Here is a 14853-nt window from a genome sequence, read left to right on the forward strand (position 1 = left end):
GGATCCGGGCCTTCGTCGTGTGCGGGTGAGGTCCGTGGCGTCGTGCGCTGGTCTGTGCGAACCGTGCTTCGCCCGGGGGGAGTTGGGCAATCCGTGTTTGACTTATCTCTCTGTGGGCATGTCGACAAAACGCTGAAGTGACCTCACTGGCTGCGGTATACCAGGTGTACCCAGGTTGCAGGTGGTGCGACGATGGACGTTATGGGGGACAAGGCAACTCTGTTGGAGACAGGGCGGTTTGTGCAGCCGGCCGACCGGGAGGATCCCGGGGCGGCCGCCGAAGAGTTGCGCCATCGGCTGGCCGCCGAGGCCGGAGATGTCGACGCGATGAGCGTTCTCGGAAGCCTTCTGCTGCGCCGCGGTGATCTCGACGGTGCCGAGTCCATGCTGCGCGCGGCGACCGCTCAGGGCGACCGTGCCGCGGCCAACAACCTCGGGGTCCTCCTCCACCAGCGCGGGTACGCCGACGAGGCGGCCGGCTGGTGGCGGGTCGCCGCCGTGGCCGGATCCGCCGCCGCCGCGCACGCGCTCGGGCGTCATCACCGCGAGCGGGGCGACGAGCCCGCCGCGGAGTACTGGCTGCGGCAGTCCGCCGAGCAGGGCCACGCCCTGGGCGCGTACGCCCTCGCCGATCTTCTGGAGCACCGCGGTGACGTCGGCGCCGAGCGTTGGATGCGGGCCTCGGCCGAGCGCGGTCACCGCGAGGCCGCGTACCGCATCGCCCGCGCCCTCGACCGGCGTGCCACCGCCGAGCGCACCGGCGGCAAGGCCACCGCGAAGGCCGACGTCAAAGGAGCACGTTCCGCCGCCGCCGAGGCCGAGCAGTGGTACCGCCAGGCCGCCGCGCGCGGACACCGGCGGGCCGCGCTGCACCTCGGCGCGATCCTGGAACAGCGCGGCGAGCTGAAGGAGGCCGGGCGCTGGTACCTGAACTCCGCGAAGGACGGGGAGGCGCGCGCCGCCTGCGCCCTCGGCTTCCTGCTGCGTGACGCGGGCGACGAGGAGAGCGCCGCCGTCTGGTGGCTGAAAGCAGCCCAGGACGGCGACGGCAACGCCGCGAACGCCCTGGGCGCGCTGCACGCCGAGCGGGGCGAGACCCAGACCGCCGAGCGCTGGTACAGAGCCGCCATGGACGCGGGGGACGTGAACGGCGCGTACAACCTCGGTCTGCTCTGCGCCGAGCAGGGGCGCACCGTGCAGGCCGACCAGTGGTACAGGCGCGCCGCGTACGCCGGTCACCGCGAGGCCGCCAACGCCCTTGCCGTGCTGCTGCTCCAGGGCGGCGACGCGGCGGGCGCCGAGCCGTGGTTCTCCAAGGCGGCCGAGGCGGGCAGCGTGGACGCGGCCTTCAACCTCGGGATCCTGTACGCCTCCCGGGACGACGAGGACTCCGCCCTGCCCTGGTACGAGCGTGCGGCGGCCGCCGGGCACACCGAGGCCGCGCTCCAGGTCGGCACCGCGCGGCTGCGGGAGGGCGACGAGCAGGACGCCGAGCGGCATCTGCGGTGCGCTGCAGGTGGCGGCAGCGCGGAGGCGGCGTACCGCCTCGGCACCGTGCTCGACGCGCGTCGGTCCGCCGCGGGGCCGCCCGCGCTCGGGGAGCCCGCCGCCGAGAAGACGGAGTGCGAGGAGTGGTACGAGCGGGCTGCCCAGCAGGGTCACCGGCGTGCGCAGGTGCGGGTCGGGATGCTGGCCGCGGGGCGCGGGGACGTCGTCGAGGCGGCACGGTGGTACCGCCTCGCGGCGGACGCGGGCAGCCGGAACGGCGCGTTCAATCTGGGGCTGCTGCTCGCGCGGGAGGGGAGTGAGCCCGAGGCCGCGCTCTGGTGGACCCGGGCCGCTGACGCGGGGCACGGACGGGCCGCGCTTCGGCTCGCGCTGCTCTACGCCCGGCGCGGGCAGCTGGTGGAGGGGCAGCGGTGGGCTTCTCGTGCCGTTGATCTTGGGCCCGCTGAGGTTTCCGAGAGGGCGGCGAGGCTGCGCGAGGCGCTTCAGCAGGAGCTGACTGCGTAGCCCTGCGGCTGTCGGGCGGGTGCGGGCCGTGGGTGGGCTGCGCCCACCCGTCCCGTTCCGCCCTGCGGAACGCCTGCCCACAGCGGCGCGGAACGGCTGCCCACAGCGCTGCCTCGGAACGGCTGCCCACAGCGCTGCCTCGGAACGGATTTGCGCTGGTCGAGGCGATTGACGTACGGTTGCAACACAACGGCGCGGGGTGGAGCAGCTCGGTAGCTCGCTGGGCTCATAACCCAGAGGTCGCAGGTTCAAATCCTGTCCCCGCTACTAAAGGCCAGAGGCCGGGAAGCAATAGCTTCCCGGCCTCTGGTGCGTCCGGTCACGTGATCAAGACGGCTTGTGGCCCACTGCCTCCTCGTACAGCTTGCGGTCCACCGCCTTCTCCTCCGGGACCTTCTCGCCCTCGGCGACGCCCGCGGCCTCGTACGCCGCCTGGAGCCGGTCCGTCGTGCCGGCCCGGATCTCCCAGTCCATGCGCAGTGACGGCGTCGACCTCAGGACCGCCTCGTCGATCTTCAGGAGCTTCGCGAGGTCGGCCACGAAGGTCTTGTCCGCCTTGTAGTCACCGGCGAAGTACGTGTTCACGGTTCTGATGTACGCGCGCAGCAGCGCGACGCCCGCGTCCGGGTCCTCGGTCAGGAGATTGGGGCCGAAGAGGAGACCGCCGAGCGGTTCGCCCCGGGGCTGGCCGCCGAGGAAGGCGTACTGCTCGTCGCCGTCGACCTTGCGCCAGACCGGGTCGAGGAGCCAGGCGGAGTCGGTGCCGCCGTTCTGCAGTGCCGTCAGGACGTCCGCCGAACCGAGCTGCTGGAACTGGATCTTGTCGAGGCCGCCGCCGTGCTTCTTCAGGGCTCTGCCCATGGGGTACGAGATGACCGACCCCTTGCCGATCATGGTGCCGAGCTTGCGGCCCGCCATCGGGACGTGGCCCGCGCTCTCGCCCTTCTTCAGCTTCACCCACAGCCCGCTCTTGGACTCCGGGTCGGGGGAGAAGTTCCCGGCCGCCCATTTGATGGTGAAGCCGCCCGTGATGCCGTTCATGACGGCGGCCTCGGGCGCGGCCCACTGGGCGTCGATGTCGCCCTTGGCCAGGAGGGGGAGGGCGTCGGGGGTCGGCAGTACCTTGAGGTGGACGTTCAGGCCCTCCTTCTTGAACTCGCCCTTCTGGACGGCCACTTGGAGGGGCGCGACGTACTCGGCGCTGAGCGTGCCCGTGGCGATGGTGAGGTCGCGTTCCTTCGGCAGAGGGCGCGGGGCGGGGGCGCCCTTGTCGCAGCGGGCGGGCGCGCGGTCCTCGGCGAGGTCGGACGGATCCGTCCAGCTGCCCTTGCCGCAGCCGGGGACCGCTTTGACGGCACGGGGTTTCGCGGGCGCCGCCGAGTCCGGGGCGTCGTCCTCCTTCGCGCAGCCCGCGGAGGCGAGAAGGGAGCCCGCCACGAGCAGGATGAACATGCGGATGCGGGTGTGCATGGAGCCTCCGTACGCGTACGAATGGTTCATGGCTGGCTCATGACTGGCTTCTGCCGCGGTCGCGCGGGGCCCACGGGGTGAGCAACCGGCCCGCGATCCGCACGAGTTCGGAGAAGACGACGCCGAGCACGGCGACGCAGACGATGCCGACGAACATCACGTCGTTCTGGAACAGGGCGCGGGAGTCGAAGATCAGGTGCCCGAGCCCGTTCGACGCCGCGATCTGCTCGGAGGCCACGATCACCAGGACCGCGACGCCCGCCGCGATCCGCGCGCCCACGAGCACGGCGGGCAGCGAGGCGGGCAGCAGGACATGGCGGAACATCTGCCACGGCGACGCCCCGAAGACCTGGCCCGCGTCGCGGTGTCCCGAGGGCACGGCGAGCACCGCCGCCATCGTCGAGATCCAGACGAAGAAGAAGACGGTGGCCGCCACGAGCGCGATCTGCGGGCCCTCCCCGAGGCCGAACATGTTCAGGAAGACGGGCAGCAGGGCCAGCTTCGGTACGACGTACAGCGCGTCCAGGAGCGGTTCGAGCGCCGCGCGCACGAGCGACAGCGAGCCCATGAGGAGGCCGAGGGCGTAGCCGGTGACCGTGCCGATCGCGTAGCCGGCGAGCACGCGCTTGAGCGTGGCCCAGACGTCGGGCCACAGGTCGCCGTCCGCCGCGCGCTCCCAGCCGTCCTCCAGGATGGTCTGGGGAGCGGGATAGACGCGGTCGTCGATCCAGGCCTGGGTGGCGGCGAGTTGCCACAGGAGGAGCAGGACGAGGGGAACGGCCACGGCGAGGCCGGTCTCCAGGGTGCGGCGCCTGCGGTGGGTGCGGGCGGGGTGCAGTTCCTGGGGGCCGGGCCTGCGGACGAGCACGCCGTCCTCGGGGGCGGCCGCTTTGCGCGGGGTGGTCGTCGTCATGCCGGGACCGCCTCGTCGTGCGCGTCCCGCGCGTCGTCGCGCACCACCTCGCCGCGCAGCAGCTCCCACAACTCGCCCTTGAGGGCGGTGAACTCGGGCGTCGCGCGTACGTCGCCGCTGCGGGGCCTCGGGAACGGCGGGCGGTGTTCGGCGATGATGCGGCCCGGCCGGGCGGACATGACCAGGACGCGGTCGCCGAGCACGATCGCCTCTTCGAGGCTGTGGGTGATGAAGAGGGTGGTGGTGCGGGTGGTCTGTGTGAGGTCGAGGAGCTCGTCCTGGAGGATCGTGCGGAGCTGGGCGTCCAGGGCCGCGAACGGCTCGTCCATCAGGAGGATCTCGGGCTCCACGGCCAGGGCGCGGGCGATGGCCACGCGCTGGCGCATGCCGCCGGAGAGGGTGGCGGGGTAGGCGTCGGCGAAGTCGGCCAGGCCCAGGCGGGTCAGCAAGGCCGTGGCGCGGGCGTTCGCCTCGCGGCGGGGAATCTTCTGGATGTCCAGGCCGAAGCGGACGTTGGCCTGGACGGTCTTCCAGTCGTAGATGCCGTAGTCCTGGAAGATCATCGCTGCGGGTCGCTGTGCGGCCGTGCGGATGGTCAGCTCGCCCCTGCTGGGCCGCAGCAAGCCTGCGGCTATGCGGAGCAGGGTCGACTTTCCGCAGCCGGAGGGGCCGACGATGCAGGTGAATTCGCCCGGGGCGATGGTGAGGTCCACCGGGCCCAGGGCGGCCACGGCCTTGGCGCCCCGGCCGAACGTTCTCGTTACTGCGTGGGCTTCTAGTTTCGGGTGCGGGTCTCCCACGGGGTCTCCTTGCGGAGGGCAGGCGGATATTGGGCGCCGCCGACCATATGACGGGTCGTCAGATTCCGGAAGGGGCCTGCCCTGGCTGAGATTCGCTGCCGCCCGCAAACCCAATGCACGCGAAAGCCCCCGGCGCCATCAGGCATCGGGGGCAGGTCTCGGGTCGGGTCGCAGACTTCGTGAACGTAAGGAGAAGTGCTATGCCTTCGCGCAGTTCGGGCACGTGCCCCGGTACGTGACGTCCGCGCCCTCGACCGTGAAGCCGAAGCGCTCCGAGTCGGGGAGGCTGCTCAGCGGGTTGCCCGTGGGATGGACGTCCCGGATCGTGCCGCACTGCGCGCACACCAGGTGCTGGTGGGGGCGGTGGGCGTTGGGGTCGTACCGCTTGGCCCTGCGGTCCGTCGAGACCTCGATGACCTCGCCGAGGGTCACCAGCTCACCCAGCGTGTTGTAGACGGTCGCGCGGGAGATCTCGGGCAGCTTGCCGACGGCGCGGGCGTGCACCTCGTCCGCCGTCAGGTGTACGTGGTCCCCGTCGAGGACCTCGGCCACGACGCGCCGCTGCGCGGTCATGCGCCAGCCGCGTCCGCGCAGTCGTTCCAACAGGTCGCTCATGAGAACCAGCCTAACAGGTAGGAAGCCTAAGTCCCGACGAGGTGTGGTTTTGGATGCTTACTTGACTTAGACAATGTCTATCGTAGGATCGAGTACGGCAGAAGCCAAGGGACTCGGCGTGAGCCAAGGACAAGGCGAAGCCAAGGGCAACGCCAAAGGACAGGACTTGCAGGAAATGACGCAGGAGGCGCACGTGACGCAGGGACCGCTCACCACGGAGGCCGGCGCGCCGGTCGCCGACAACCAGAACAGCGAGACCGCTGGTGCCGGCGGTCCGGTCCTGGTCCAGGACCAGGCGCTGCTCGAGAAGCTCGCGCACTTCAACCGTGAGCGCATCCCGGAGCGCATCGTCCACGCACGTGGCGCCGGTGCGTACGGCACCTTCACGCTGACCCGCGACGTCTCGCAGTGGACGCGTGCGAAGTTCCTCTCCGAGGTCGGCAAGCAGACGGAGACCTTCCTCCGGTTCTCCACCGTCGCCGGCAACCTCGGCTCGGCCGACGCGGTGCGTGACCCCCGTGGCTTCGCGCTGAAGTTCTACACGGAGGAGGGGAACTACGACCTGGTCGGGAACAACACCCCCGTCTTCTTCATCAAGGACGCGATCAAGTTCCCCGACTTCATCCACACGCAGAAGCGCGACCCGTACACGGGCTCGCAGGAAGCCGACAACGTGTGGGACTTCTGGGGCCTGAGCCCCGAGTCGACCCACCAGGTCACCTGGCTCTTCGGTGACCGCGGCATCCCGGCGACACTGCGCCACATGAACGGGTACGGCTCGCACACGTACCAGTGGAACAACGAGGCCGGCGAGGTCTTCTGGGTCAAGTACCACTTCAAGACCGACCAGGGGATCAAGAACCTGACGGCGGCCGACGCGGCGAAGCTCGCGGGTGAGGACCCCGACTCCCACCAGCGCGACCTGCGCGAGGCCATCGAGCGCGGCGAGTTCCCGTCCTGGACCGTGCAGGTGCAGATCATGCCCGCGGCCGACGCGTCGACGTACCGCTTCAACCCGTTCGACCTCACCAAGGTGTGGCCGCACGAGGACTACCCGCCGATCGAGATCGGCAAGCTGGAGCTCAACCGCAACCCGGAGAACATCTTCGCCGAGGTCGAGCAGTCCATCTTCAGCCCCGCCCACTTCGTGCCGGGCATCGGTCCCTCCCCGGACAAGATGCTCCAGGGCCGCCTCTTCGCGTACGGCGACGCCCACCGCTACCGCGTCGGCATCAACGCCGACCACCTGCCGGTGAACCGCCCGCACGCCACCGAGGCGCGCACCAACTCGCGTGACGGCGCGCTGTACGACGGCCGCCACAAGGGTGCGAAGAACTACGAGCCCAACTCCTTCGGCGGCCCGTTCCAGACGGACCGGCCGCTCTGGGTGACCACCCCTGTCAGCGGCGGCACGGGCAACCACGAGGCCCCCTCGCACGCCGAGGACAACGACTTCGTGCAGGCGGGCAATCTCTACCGCAAGATGTCCGAGGACGAGAAGAGCCGTCTGATCGAGAACCTCGCGGGCAACATCGCGGGTGTCTCGCGCGACGACATCGCCGAGCGCGCGATCAACAACTTCCGTCAGGCGGACGGTGACTTCGGCAAGCGTCTGGAGGCCGCGGTCCAGGCCCTGCGCGGCTGAGACCGCTTGTCGTAGGGAAAAGGCGGGCCGGATCCCCTCGGGGGTCCGGCCCGCTGCCGTGTCCGGGAGCGCTCAGACCGTGAGCGTGGGGGCGGGCTGCCTGCTGGGGGCCCAGCAGCGGATGATGTCGCGGACCGAGACGATGCCCGTCGGTTCGTTGTCGTCCATCACGATCAGGTGCCGGAAGCCGCCGTGGGACATGGCGTCGGCCGCCTCCTCCAGGGTCCAGGACGGTGCGGCGAAGACGACGTCGGTCGTGGTGTGGGTGCCTGCGGTCTCGGTGTCGGGGTTCTGGCCGAGGCCCAGCGAGACGAGGATGTCGCGCTCGGTCAGGATTCCTAGGCTGGTGTCGGCGTCGAGGACGACGGCCGCGCCGACGCGGCGCGCCGACATCAGCCGGGCCGCCTGGCGCAGTGTGTGGGCGGGACCGATGGTGAGGACCATCGTGCTCATGGCGTCGCGGACGAGCATGGGCTTGAGCCACCTCCTGAGTGGACCGCAAGAGAAGCGATTCACAAGTTCACAAGTGGGGGAACTCTCAGAGTCGCAGCCATGCGGGGAGTCAACAAGGGGGCGCGTGCGGCCGGTTCAGGGCGTGCGCATCAAGGGTGTGCGCCTCGGACGTGTGGGGCGTACGCCTCAGTAGCGCTGGTTGAGGTAGCCGAGCAGCTCCTCGTGGAGCAGGCCGTTCGACGCCGCCGCGTTGCCGCTGTGCGGGCCCGGAGTGCCGTCCAGGCCGGTGAAGGTGCCGCCCGCCTCGGTCACGATGATCGCGGTCGCCGCCATGTCCCAGAGCGAGAGCTCGGGCTCCGCGCAGATGTCGACCGAGCCCTCGGCGACCATCATGTACGGCCAGAAGTCGCCGTACCCCCGCGTACGCCACACCGCCCGCGTGAGGTCCATGAACCCGTCGAGGCGGCCCTGCTCCTCCCAGCCCGTGAGCGAGGAGTACGCGAACGAGGCGTCCTGGAGCCGCGAGACCTTCGAGGCGTGGAGCCGCGTCGCGGAGGTCAGGCTGCGCCCGGTGTAGGCCCCGGCGCCCTTGGCCGCCCACCAGCGGCGGCCGAGCGCGGGCGCCGACACGACACCCACCACCGGCTGGAAGCCGCCCTCGCCCGCCTCCATCAGGGAGATCAGCGTGGCCCAGACCGGCACCCCGCGCACGTAGTTCTTGGTGCCGTCGATCGGGTCGATCACCCAGCGGCGCGGGCCCGTGCCCTCGACGCCGAACTCCTCGCCGAGGATCGCGTCGCGCGGACGTCCCCGCTTCAGGTTCGACCGGATCAGCTCCTCGGCCGTTTTGTCCGCCTCGCTCACCGGCGTCATGTCCGGCTTGGTCTCGACCTTGAGGTCGAGAGCCTTGAACCGGTCCATCGTCGCGGCGTCGGCGGCGTCCGCGAGGACATGGGCAAGACGCAGATCATCGTGGTAGTCGGGCATGAGTGAACAGTATCGATCTCGTTGTGCCTGAGCCACAGCGCCGTATGTCCGGGCCATTCCGGGACATGACGCATACCGTGCCAGGTCGCGCCGGGAGTATTGACACCGCCTCCGAGCACGTCAACTCTGGCCGCAGAGCCGCTTCGGCCCCGGGAGGCAACGATGCCTGCAGCGCGGGAATCCTTACTGGACGCGGCCAACATGGCGCTCGCCCGACGACCGTGGCCGGGCGTCCGCATGGTCGACGTCGCGGCCACCGCCGGGGTGTCCCGGCAGACCCTCTACAACGAGTTCGGCAGCAAGGACGGCCTCGCGCGCGCCCTGCTCCGGCGCGAGACCGACGCGTATCTGCACGGCGTCGAGCGCGCGTTGGCCGTGGAGGGAGGCCCGGTGGACCGGCTCACCGCCGTGAGCGTGTGGACGATCGCCGCCGCCCGCGAGAACGAACTCGCCCGCGCCATGCTCACCGGCTGCTGGAGCGAACGGCTGCCCGCGCCGACCAGGCCCGGTGTCTCCGCGTCACCCGTACCGGCGCAGCGGCGCGCGGACGCGGGCGTCCCCTCGCCCGCCGAACTGCTCGCCCTCGTCCGGGACAAGGCGGTGAACGCGCTGAACGGCCGGGCGCGGCCGAAGGACACGGAAGAGCTGGCCATGGCCTGCGAGAGCGCTGTGCGCATGGCGCTGTCGTACGTCGTCGCGCCCTCGCCCGCGGGCGAGGATCCCGTGGAACTGGTGCGCGGGGTCCTGGGGCACTGGGCCGGCGCCTGAGGCCCGCGGCCGGTCAGTGGGCGGAGCCGGACAGCTGCAGGCCGATGACGCCCGCGATCACCAGCGAGATGGAGACGATCTTGAGCGTGGAGACCACGTCACCGAGGAAGATCATTCCGTAGATCGCGGTGCCCGCGGCACCGATTCCCGTCCAGACCGCGTACGCCGGACCCACGTCGAGCTTGCGCAGCGCGAGCGTGAGAAGGCCGAAGCTGCCGAGGGCGAAGGCCGCGAAAGTGATCGTCGGCCAGAGTCGGGTGAAGCCGTGCGAGAGCTTGAGGCAGACCGCGAAACCGGTCTCCAGGAACCCCGCGACGATGACCAGCAGCCACGCCATGTCTGTGCCTCCGCAACCATACGTTCGGTGACCGCTTCGCCTGCCTTGGATCAGGCTTGGTGCGATTATGCCCTTGCCGCCGCGCCGCGGGCGCAAACAACGGCGAGGTCAGTCGTCGTCGCGTCGCTCACGGGTGGCGAGGAGCCTGCGCAGCGAATAGAGCCGCGCGGGATCCGCGTGCCCCCCTTCCACCCACGCGTCCAGCGCGCAGTCCGGCTCGTCGTGGCTGCAGGCGCGCGGACACTCCTCCGTCCCCGGCACCAGGTCGGGGAAGGCGAGGATGACGCGGGACGGGTCGACGTGATGCAGGCCGAAGGAGCGCACGCCGGGCGTGTCGACCACCCAGCCGCCGGACGAGTCCGCCAGCGGCAGGGCGAGCGCCGACGTGGTGGTGTGGCGGCCGCGGCCCGTGACGGCGTTGACGTGCCCGGTGCTGCGCCGGCGCTCCTCGGGGACCAGGGCGTTCACCAGCGTCGTCTTGCCCACGCCGGAGTGCCCGACGAACGCGGTGACCTTGCCGTCGAGCACCTCGTGCACCCGGGCGAGCTCCGCGTCGTCGGTGAACTCCTCGCGGCTGGTGACGACGTAGGGCATGTCGAGCGTGGAGTAGGTCTCCAGGATCTTGTCGGCGGACGCCAGGTCGGACTTGGTCAGGACGAGGAGCGGGGTGAGACCGCCGTCGTACGCCGCCACGATGCAGCGGTCGATCAGGCGCGTGCGCGGCTCCGGATCGGCGAGTGCGGTGACGATGGCCAGCTGGTCGGCGTTGGCGACGACCACGCGCTCGTAGGGGTCGTCGTCGTCGGCCGTGCGCCGCAGGACCGACGTACGCGGCGCGATGCGCACGATGCGCGCGAGGGTGTCCTTCTTGCCGGAGAGATCACCGACGAGCGAGACCCGGTCGCCCACCACGGCGGCCTTGCGGCCCAGTTCGCGGGCCTTCATGGCCAGTACGATCCGGTCGTCGACCAGGACGGTGAGGCGGCCCCGGTCGACGGTGAGGACCATGCCGTCGGAGGCGTCCTCGTGCTTGGGCCTGATGTGCGTGCGAGGGCGGTTGCCCTTGCGGTTGGGGCGGACGCGGATGTCGTCCTCGTCGGGGTTCTTTCCGTAGCGGCGCATGTCTGGATCAGCCCGTCAGTTCCCGAGCATTCCGGTCCAGAGGTCGGGGAAGTCGGGCAGCGTCTTCGCCGTCGTCGCGACGTTCTCGATCTGTACGCCCTCCACCGCCAGGCCGATGACGGCACCCGCGGTGGCCATGCGGTGGTCGTCGTACGTGTGGAAGATCCCGCCGTGCAGGCGGCGCGGACGGATGTGCAGGCCGTCGGCGGTCTCGGTGACGTCGCCGCCGAGTTCGTTGATCTCCTTGGTGAGGGCCGCCAGGCGGTCCGTCTCGTGCAGCCGCAGGTGGGCGACGCCGCGCAGGGTCGAGGGGGAGTCGGCGAGGGCCGCGACGGCCGCGATGCCGGGGGTCAGCTCACCGACCTCGCTCAGGTCCACGTCGATGCCGTGCAGCGAGCCGGAGCCGGTGAACACGAGCCCCTGCTCGGTCAGTTCGCAGGAACCGCCCATCTCGGTGAAGATCTCCCGCAGCTTGTCGCCGGGCTGCGTGGTATGCGCCGGCCAGTCGGGGACGGTGACACGGCCGCCGGTGACCAGGGCCGCCGCCAGGAACGGCTGGGCGTTGGAGAGGTCGGGCTCGACGGTCAGATCGCGGCCGAGCAGGGCGCCGGGGGTGACCCGCCACACGTTCGGCTCGCCGCCCGACTCCGGGGTGTCGACCTGGGCGCCGACCGCGCGGAGCATGTCGACGGTCATCCGGATGTGCGGCATGGAGGGCAGCGCGGAGCCGGTGTGGCGTACCTCGACACCCTGGTTGAAGCGCGGGCCCGAGAGCAGCAGGGCGCTGACGAACTGGGAGGACGAGGAGGCGTCGATCTCGACCGGGCCGCCGTCCAGGGCGCCCGCGCCGTGCACGGTCAGCGGCAGCGCGCCGCGGCCGTCGTCGTCGATACGGGCGCCGAGCGCGCGCAGGGCGTCGATCACGCCGTGCAGCGGACGCTCGTACGAACGGGGGTCGCCGTCGAAGCGGATCGCGCCGTCGGCGAGGGCGGCGACCGGGGGCAGGAAGCGCATGACCGTGCCGGCGTTGCCGACGTCGACCGTGGCGGGGCCGTGCAGGCCGGAGGGGATGATCCGCCAGGCCTCACCGGAGCCGTCCGGGCCGACGCCTTCCTCGATGCCGACGCCGAGTGCGCGCAGGGCGCCCGCCATCAGGAGGGTGTCGCGGGAGCGCAGCGGCCGGCGCAGCCAGCCGGGCTCGGCGGCGAGGGCGGCGAGGACGAGGCCGCGGTTGGTGACCGATTTGGACCCGGGCACATGGACCGTCGCGGCGACGGCTGCGCTCGCGTGCGGGGCTGGCCAGAGGGTGCTGTGCGCTGGGTTAACGGTCATGCCCCCACTTTAGTGGCAGAGAGGCGAGGGGTCGTGGCTGCTCAGAGGCCGAGCAGCCAGCGTCCGCCGCCTATCAGCGAGCACAGCGAGACGGCGTGGAAGAGGAAGAGCCACATCCCCGCGGGGACATGCGTGAGCCGCGACAGCTGGTCCGCGTCCGAGTCGCCCGCGCCCCCGCGCCTGCGCTTGGACTGCAGCTCGAAGGCGGGACGTACGCCGCCCAGGAGCAGGAACCACACCACCGCGTACGCGAAAGCCGCCTGCACCTGTGAGCTGGTCAGCCAGGAGACCAGCAGGAAGGTGCCGCCGGTGACGACCACCGTGAGGGCGCCGTACGCGTTCCGGATCATGACGAGCATCACGATGAGCAGCGCCGTCGCGATCCACAGGAACGCCGTGATGTGGTCGGCGGCGAGAAGCGCGGCGCCCGCCAGACCGAGCAGGGGCGGCGCGGTGTAGCCCGACGCCGCGGTCAGGATCATGCCGAGGCCGGTGGGCTTGCCGCGGGAGACGGTGAGGCCGCTGGTGTCGGAGTGCAGCCGGATGCCGTCCAGGCGGCGGCCGGTCAGCAGGGCGACCAGCCCGTGGCCGCCCTCGTGCGCGATGGTGATGGCGTTGCGGGCGACCCGCCAGATCCCGTGCGGGACGACGACGGCGAGGGCGACGACGCCGGTGGCGATCACCAGCCACTCGTCGGGGGCGGCCTGCGTGCCGAAGACCCGGTCCCAGAGGTCGGTCAGGCTGGCGTTCGCGGTGCCTTGCATTGCGTGGGCCATCTTCAGGACCGGCTCCTCTGGTCGTACGGGGTCTGGCAGTCTGGCACGTATGTGCGGACGGTATGCATCGAGTCGTAGGCCCGAGGATCTCGCAGGAATCTTTGAGATCGAGAAGTGGGAGCCGGAGGAGGCGCTGGCTCCCGATTTCAACGTGGCTCCGACCAAGGAGGTCTACGCGGTCCTCGACCGTCCAGTGAAAGACGCGGAAGACCCGGCCCCGGTTCGCCAGCTGCGCACACTCAAGTGGGGACTCGTGCCGTCCTGGTCCAAGACGCCCGAGGGCGGCGCCCGGATGATCAACGCCCGCGCGGAGACGGTGCACGAGAAGCCGTCCTACCGCCGGGCCTTCGCCACCCGCCGCTGCGTCATCCCGGCCGACGGCTACTACGAGTGGGTCACCGGCACCGGCGAGCGCGATCTGGAGGTCGAGGGCAAGAAGAAGCGCCCCCGCAAGCAGCCGTACTTCGTGACGCCCGCCGACGGCTCGGTCTTCGCGATGGCGGGCCTGTACGAGTTCTGGCGCGACAAGACGCTCCCCGACGAGCACCCCCTCGCCTGGTGGGTGACGTGCACGGTGATCACCACGGAGGCGGAGACCGCGCCCTTGGCGGTCGCCCCGGAGGAAGGCCCGCGCTCGCTGCACGACATCCACCCGCGGATGCCCCTGATGCTGACGCCGGACCGCTGGGACGCCTGGCTCGACCCCTCGCGCACGGACCCCGAGGACCTGCGGACGCTCCTGGAGCCGCCGCCGCACGGCCTGATGCGGGCCTTCCCGGTGTCGACGGCGGTCAGCAACGTCCGCAACAACGGGCCGGAGCTGCTCAAGGAGCTGGACGGCCCCGAAGAGGGCACACTCTTCTGACGTGACCAAGAGCGAGATCAAGAGCGGGACCAAGAGCGAGATCGTCGAGACCGACGCCGGTGAGGCGCGCATCACCTGGCACCCCGCCCCGAAGACCAAGGCCCGCATGGTGCTCGCCGTGAGTCACGGCGCCGGAGGCGGCATCGAGGCCCGTGACCTGCGAGCCATCGCCGCCGCCCTGCCGGCGCACGGCGTCACCGTCGCCCTCGTGGAGCAGCCCTGGCGCGTGGCGGGCAAGAAGCTGGCGCCCGCGCCGAAGACGCTGGACGTGGGCTGGCGCGGCCTGTGGCCCGCTCTGGCGAAGCCCGGCCTCCCGGTGATCGCGGGCGGCCGCAGCGCCGGAGCCCGCGTCGCGTGCCGCACCGCCACCGAACTGGGCGCCGCCGCCGTGCTAGCCCTCAGCTTCCCCCTGCACCCGCCGGGCAAGCCGGAGAAGTCGCGCGCGGAGGAACTGCTCGGCGCCGGGGTCCCCACGCTGGTCGTGCAGGGCGGGAACGACCCCTTCGGGAAGCCCGCGGAGTTCCCCGAAGGGGCGTACGAAATCGTCGAGATTCCGTACGGCGATCATGGCTTCGCGATCCCCAAGCGCGCGGACCTCACCGAGGCCGAGGCCATGACGCGCATCACGGATGGCGTCATCCGGTGGGCGGGAATGTTGGGTGCGTGACCTCTGTTGTGCCGAACAGACGCTAAACGCTGTTCGTACGAGAGGAAGTCCGCCGCATGGGTTCGACAGTATGCCCGGCCCGCTCCAGCG

Annotated in this window: 15 protein-coding genes and 1 tRNA gene; 6 read left to right on the plus strand and 10 right to left on the minus strand. The window is 71.0% G+C overall.

The features are described 5' to 3' along the window. The first annotated feature begins 192 nt into the window (after positions 1-192). The gene (locus ACWGIH_RS06265; RefSeq protein ID WP_453444137.1) at positions 193-2013 is read left to right on the plus strand and encodes a sel1 repeat family protein; all 1821 of its coding nucleotides are present in this window, start codon (positions 193-195) and stop codon (positions 2011-2013) included. A 193-nt stretch (positions 2014-2206) separates the two neighbouring features. Continuing rightward, a tRNA-Met gene (locus ACWGIH_RS06270) sits at positions 2207-2280 on the plus strand. A 60-nt stretch (positions 2281-2340) separates the two neighbouring features. Here the strand turns inward: ACWGIH_RS06270 and ACWGIH_RS06275 are convergent. The 4 genes from ACWGIH_RS06275 to ACWGIH_RS06290 form a co-directional block, all read right to left on the minus strand. Next, positions 2341-3483, minus strand: a complete 1143-nt coding sequence (locus ACWGIH_RS06275; protein WP_453444290.1) for an ABC transporter substrate-binding protein — start codon at positions 3481-3483, stop codon at positions 2341-2343. 37 nt (positions 3484-3520) lie between these two features. Beyond that, the gene (locus tag ACWGIH_RS06280; RefSeq protein ID WP_453444138.1) at positions 3521-4396 is read right to left on the minus strand and encodes an ABC transporter permease; all 876 of its coding nucleotides are present in this window, start codon (positions 4394-4396) and stop codon (positions 3521-3523) included. After that, complete coding sequence (locus tag ACWGIH_RS06285; protein WP_453444139.1) at positions 4393-5196, minus strand: ABC transporter ATP-binding protein; 804 nt, start codon at positions 5194-5196, stop codon at positions 4393-4395. Before ACWGIH_RS06285 ends, ACWGIH_RS06280 begins: the two co-directional genes overlap by 4 nt. A gap of 198 nt (positions 5197-5394) precedes the next feature. Beyond that, a complete protein-coding gene (locus tag ACWGIH_RS06290; protein ID WP_453444140.1) occupies positions 5395-5811 on the minus strand; it encodes a Fur family transcriptional regulator in 417 nt (138 codons plus the stop codon). A gap of 175 nt (positions 5812-5986) precedes the next feature. On the opposite strand from ACWGIH_RS06290, the gene ACWGIH_RS06295 reads away from it, so the two are divergent. After that, positions 5987-7456 carry a catalase gene (locus ACWGIH_RS06295; RefSeq protein ID WP_453444291.1) on the plus strand — a complete coding sequence of 490 codons (1470 nt, stop codon included), beginning with the start codon at positions 5987-5989 and terminating at the stop codon, positions 7454-7456. 72 nt (positions 7457-7528) lie between these two features. Here ACWGIH_RS06295 and ACWGIH_RS06300 read toward each other — a convergent pair whose 3' ends face one another. Together ACWGIH_RS06300 and hisN are read right to left on the minus strand one after the other, a co-directional pair. Then, positions 7529-7927: a CBS domain-containing protein gene (locus ACWGIH_RS06300; RefSeq protein WP_453444142.1), complete on the minus strand. Its 399-nt coding sequence runs from the start codon at positions 7925-7927 to the stop codon at positions 7529-7531. A 168-nt stretch (positions 7928-8095) separates the two neighbouring features. Then, positions 8096-8896, minus strand: a complete 801-nt coding sequence (hisN, locus tag ACWGIH_RS06305) for a histidinol-phosphatase (RefSeq protein WP_363209172.1) — start codon at positions 8894-8896, stop codon at positions 8096-8098. 162 nt (positions 8897-9058) lie between these two features. Here hisN and ACWGIH_RS06310 point away from each other — a divergent pair, with 162 nt between their 5' ends. Next, positions 9059-9664 (plus strand): TetR/AcrR family transcriptional regulator, encoded by a 606-nt coding sequence (locus ACWGIH_RS06310; RefSeq protein WP_453444144.1) that lies wholly within the window; start codon positions 9059-9061, stop codon positions 9662-9664. Positions 9665-9677: 13 nt separating this feature from the next. On the opposite strand, the gene ACWGIH_RS06315 is transcribed toward ACWGIH_RS06310, so the two are convergent. The 4 genes from ACWGIH_RS06315 to ACWGIH_RS06330 form a co-directional block, all read right to left on the minus strand. Further along, positions 9678-10001 carry a DMT family transporter gene (locus ACWGIH_RS06315; protein ID WP_344525002.1) on the minus strand — a complete coding sequence of 108 codons (324 nt, stop codon included), beginning with the start codon at positions 9999-10001 and terminating at the stop codon, positions 9678-9680. Positions 10002-10109: 108 nt separating this feature from the next. Then, on the minus strand, positions 10110-11123 hold the full coding sequence (gene rsgA, locus ACWGIH_RS06320) for a ribosome small subunit-dependent GTPase A (RefSeq protein WP_453444146.1): 1014 nt from the start codon (positions 11121-11123) through the stop codon (positions 10110-10112). A 15-nt stretch (positions 11124-11138) separates the two neighbouring features. Next, a complete protein-coding gene (gene aroA / locus ACWGIH_RS06325; protein WP_453444148.1) occupies positions 11139-12455 on the minus strand; it encodes a 3-phosphoshikimate 1-carboxyvinyltransferase in 1317 nt (438 codons plus the stop codon). 41 nt (positions 12456-12496) lie between these two features. Next, positions 12497-13219 (minus strand): M50 family metallopeptidase, encoded by a 723-nt coding sequence (locus ACWGIH_RS06330; protein WP_453444292.1) that lies wholly within the window; start codon positions 13217-13219, stop codon positions 12497-12499. Between the two features lie 61 nt (positions 13220-13280). Here ACWGIH_RS06330 and ACWGIH_RS06335 point away from each other — a divergent pair, with 61 nt between their 5' ends. Both ACWGIH_RS06335 and ACWGIH_RS06340 read left to right on the plus strand, forming a co-directional pair. Then, the gene (locus ACWGIH_RS06335) at positions 13281-14096 is read left to right on the plus strand and encodes an SOS response-associated peptidase (RefSeq protein WP_453444149.1); all 816 of its coding nucleotides are present in this window, start codon (positions 13281-13283) and stop codon (positions 14094-14096) included. A 1-nt stretch (position 14097) separates the two neighbouring features. After that, positions 14098-14763 (plus strand): alpha/beta hydrolase family protein, encoded by a 666-nt coding sequence (locus tag ACWGIH_RS06340; RefSeq protein ID WP_453444151.1) that lies wholly within the window; start codon positions 14098-14100, stop codon positions 14761-14763. Positions 14764-14853: the final 90 nt, after the last annotated feature.

The organism is Streptomyces sp. NPDC054872 (genome assembly GCF_053610705.1).

What these genes read in the sequence shown, in the direction of transcription:
- rsgA (WP_453444146.1), bottom strand. Translation starts at nt 11,123, where the DNA reads ATGCGCCGCTACGGAAAGAACCCCGACGAGGACGACATCCGCGTCCGC.
- ACWGIH_RS06300 (WP_453444142.1), bottom strand. Translation starts at nt 7,927, where the DNA reads ATGCTCGTCCGCGACGCCATGAGCACGATGGTCCTCACCATCGGTCCC.
- ACWGIH_RS06330 (WP_453444292.1), bottom strand. Translation starts at nt 13,219, where the DNA reads ATGCAAGGCACCGCGAACGCCAGCCTGACCGACCTCTGGGACCGGGTC.
- ACWGIH_RS06280 (WP_453444138.1), bottom strand. Translation starts at nt 4,396, where the DNA reads ATGACGACGACCACCCCGCGCAAAGCGGCCGCCCCCGAGGACGGCGTG.
- ACWGIH_RS06295 (WP_453444291.1), top strand. Translation starts at nt 5,987, where the DNA reads ATGACGCAGGAGGCGCACGTGACGCAGGGACCGCTCACCACGGAGGCC.
- hisN (WP_363209172.1), bottom strand. Translation starts at nt 8,896, where the DNA reads ATGCCCGACTACCACGATGATCTGCGTCTTGCCCATGTCCTCGCGGAC.
- ACWGIH_RS06265 (WP_453444137.1), top strand. Translation starts at nt 193, where the DNA reads ATGGACGTTATGGGGGACAAGGCAACTCTGTTGGAGACAGGGCGGTTT.
- ACWGIH_RS06310 (WP_453444144.1), top strand. Translation starts at nt 9,059, where the DNA reads ATGCCTGCAGCGCGGGAATCCTTACTGGACGCGGCCAACATGGCGCTC.
- ACWGIH_RS06335 (WP_453444149.1), top strand. Translation starts at nt 13,281, where the DNA reads ATGTGCGGACGGTATGCATCGAGTCGTAGGCCCGAGGATCTCGCAGGA.
- aroA (WP_453444148.1), bottom strand. Translation starts at nt 12,455, where the DNA reads ATGACCGTTAACCCAGCGCACAGCACCCTCTGGCCAGCCCCGCACGCG.
- ACWGIH_RS06290 (WP_453444140.1), bottom strand. Translation starts at nt 5,811, where the DNA reads ATGAGCGACCTGTTGGAACGACTGCGCGGACGCGGCTGGCGCATGACC.
- ACWGIH_RS06275 (WP_453444290.1), bottom strand. Translation starts at nt 3,483, where the DNA reads ATGCACACCCGCATCCGCATGTTCATCCTGCTCGTGGCGGGCTCCCTT.
- ACWGIH_RS06315 (WP_344525002.1), bottom strand. Translation starts at nt 10,001, where the DNA reads ATGGCGTGGCTGCTGGTCATCGTCGCGGGGTTCCTGGAGACCGGTTTC.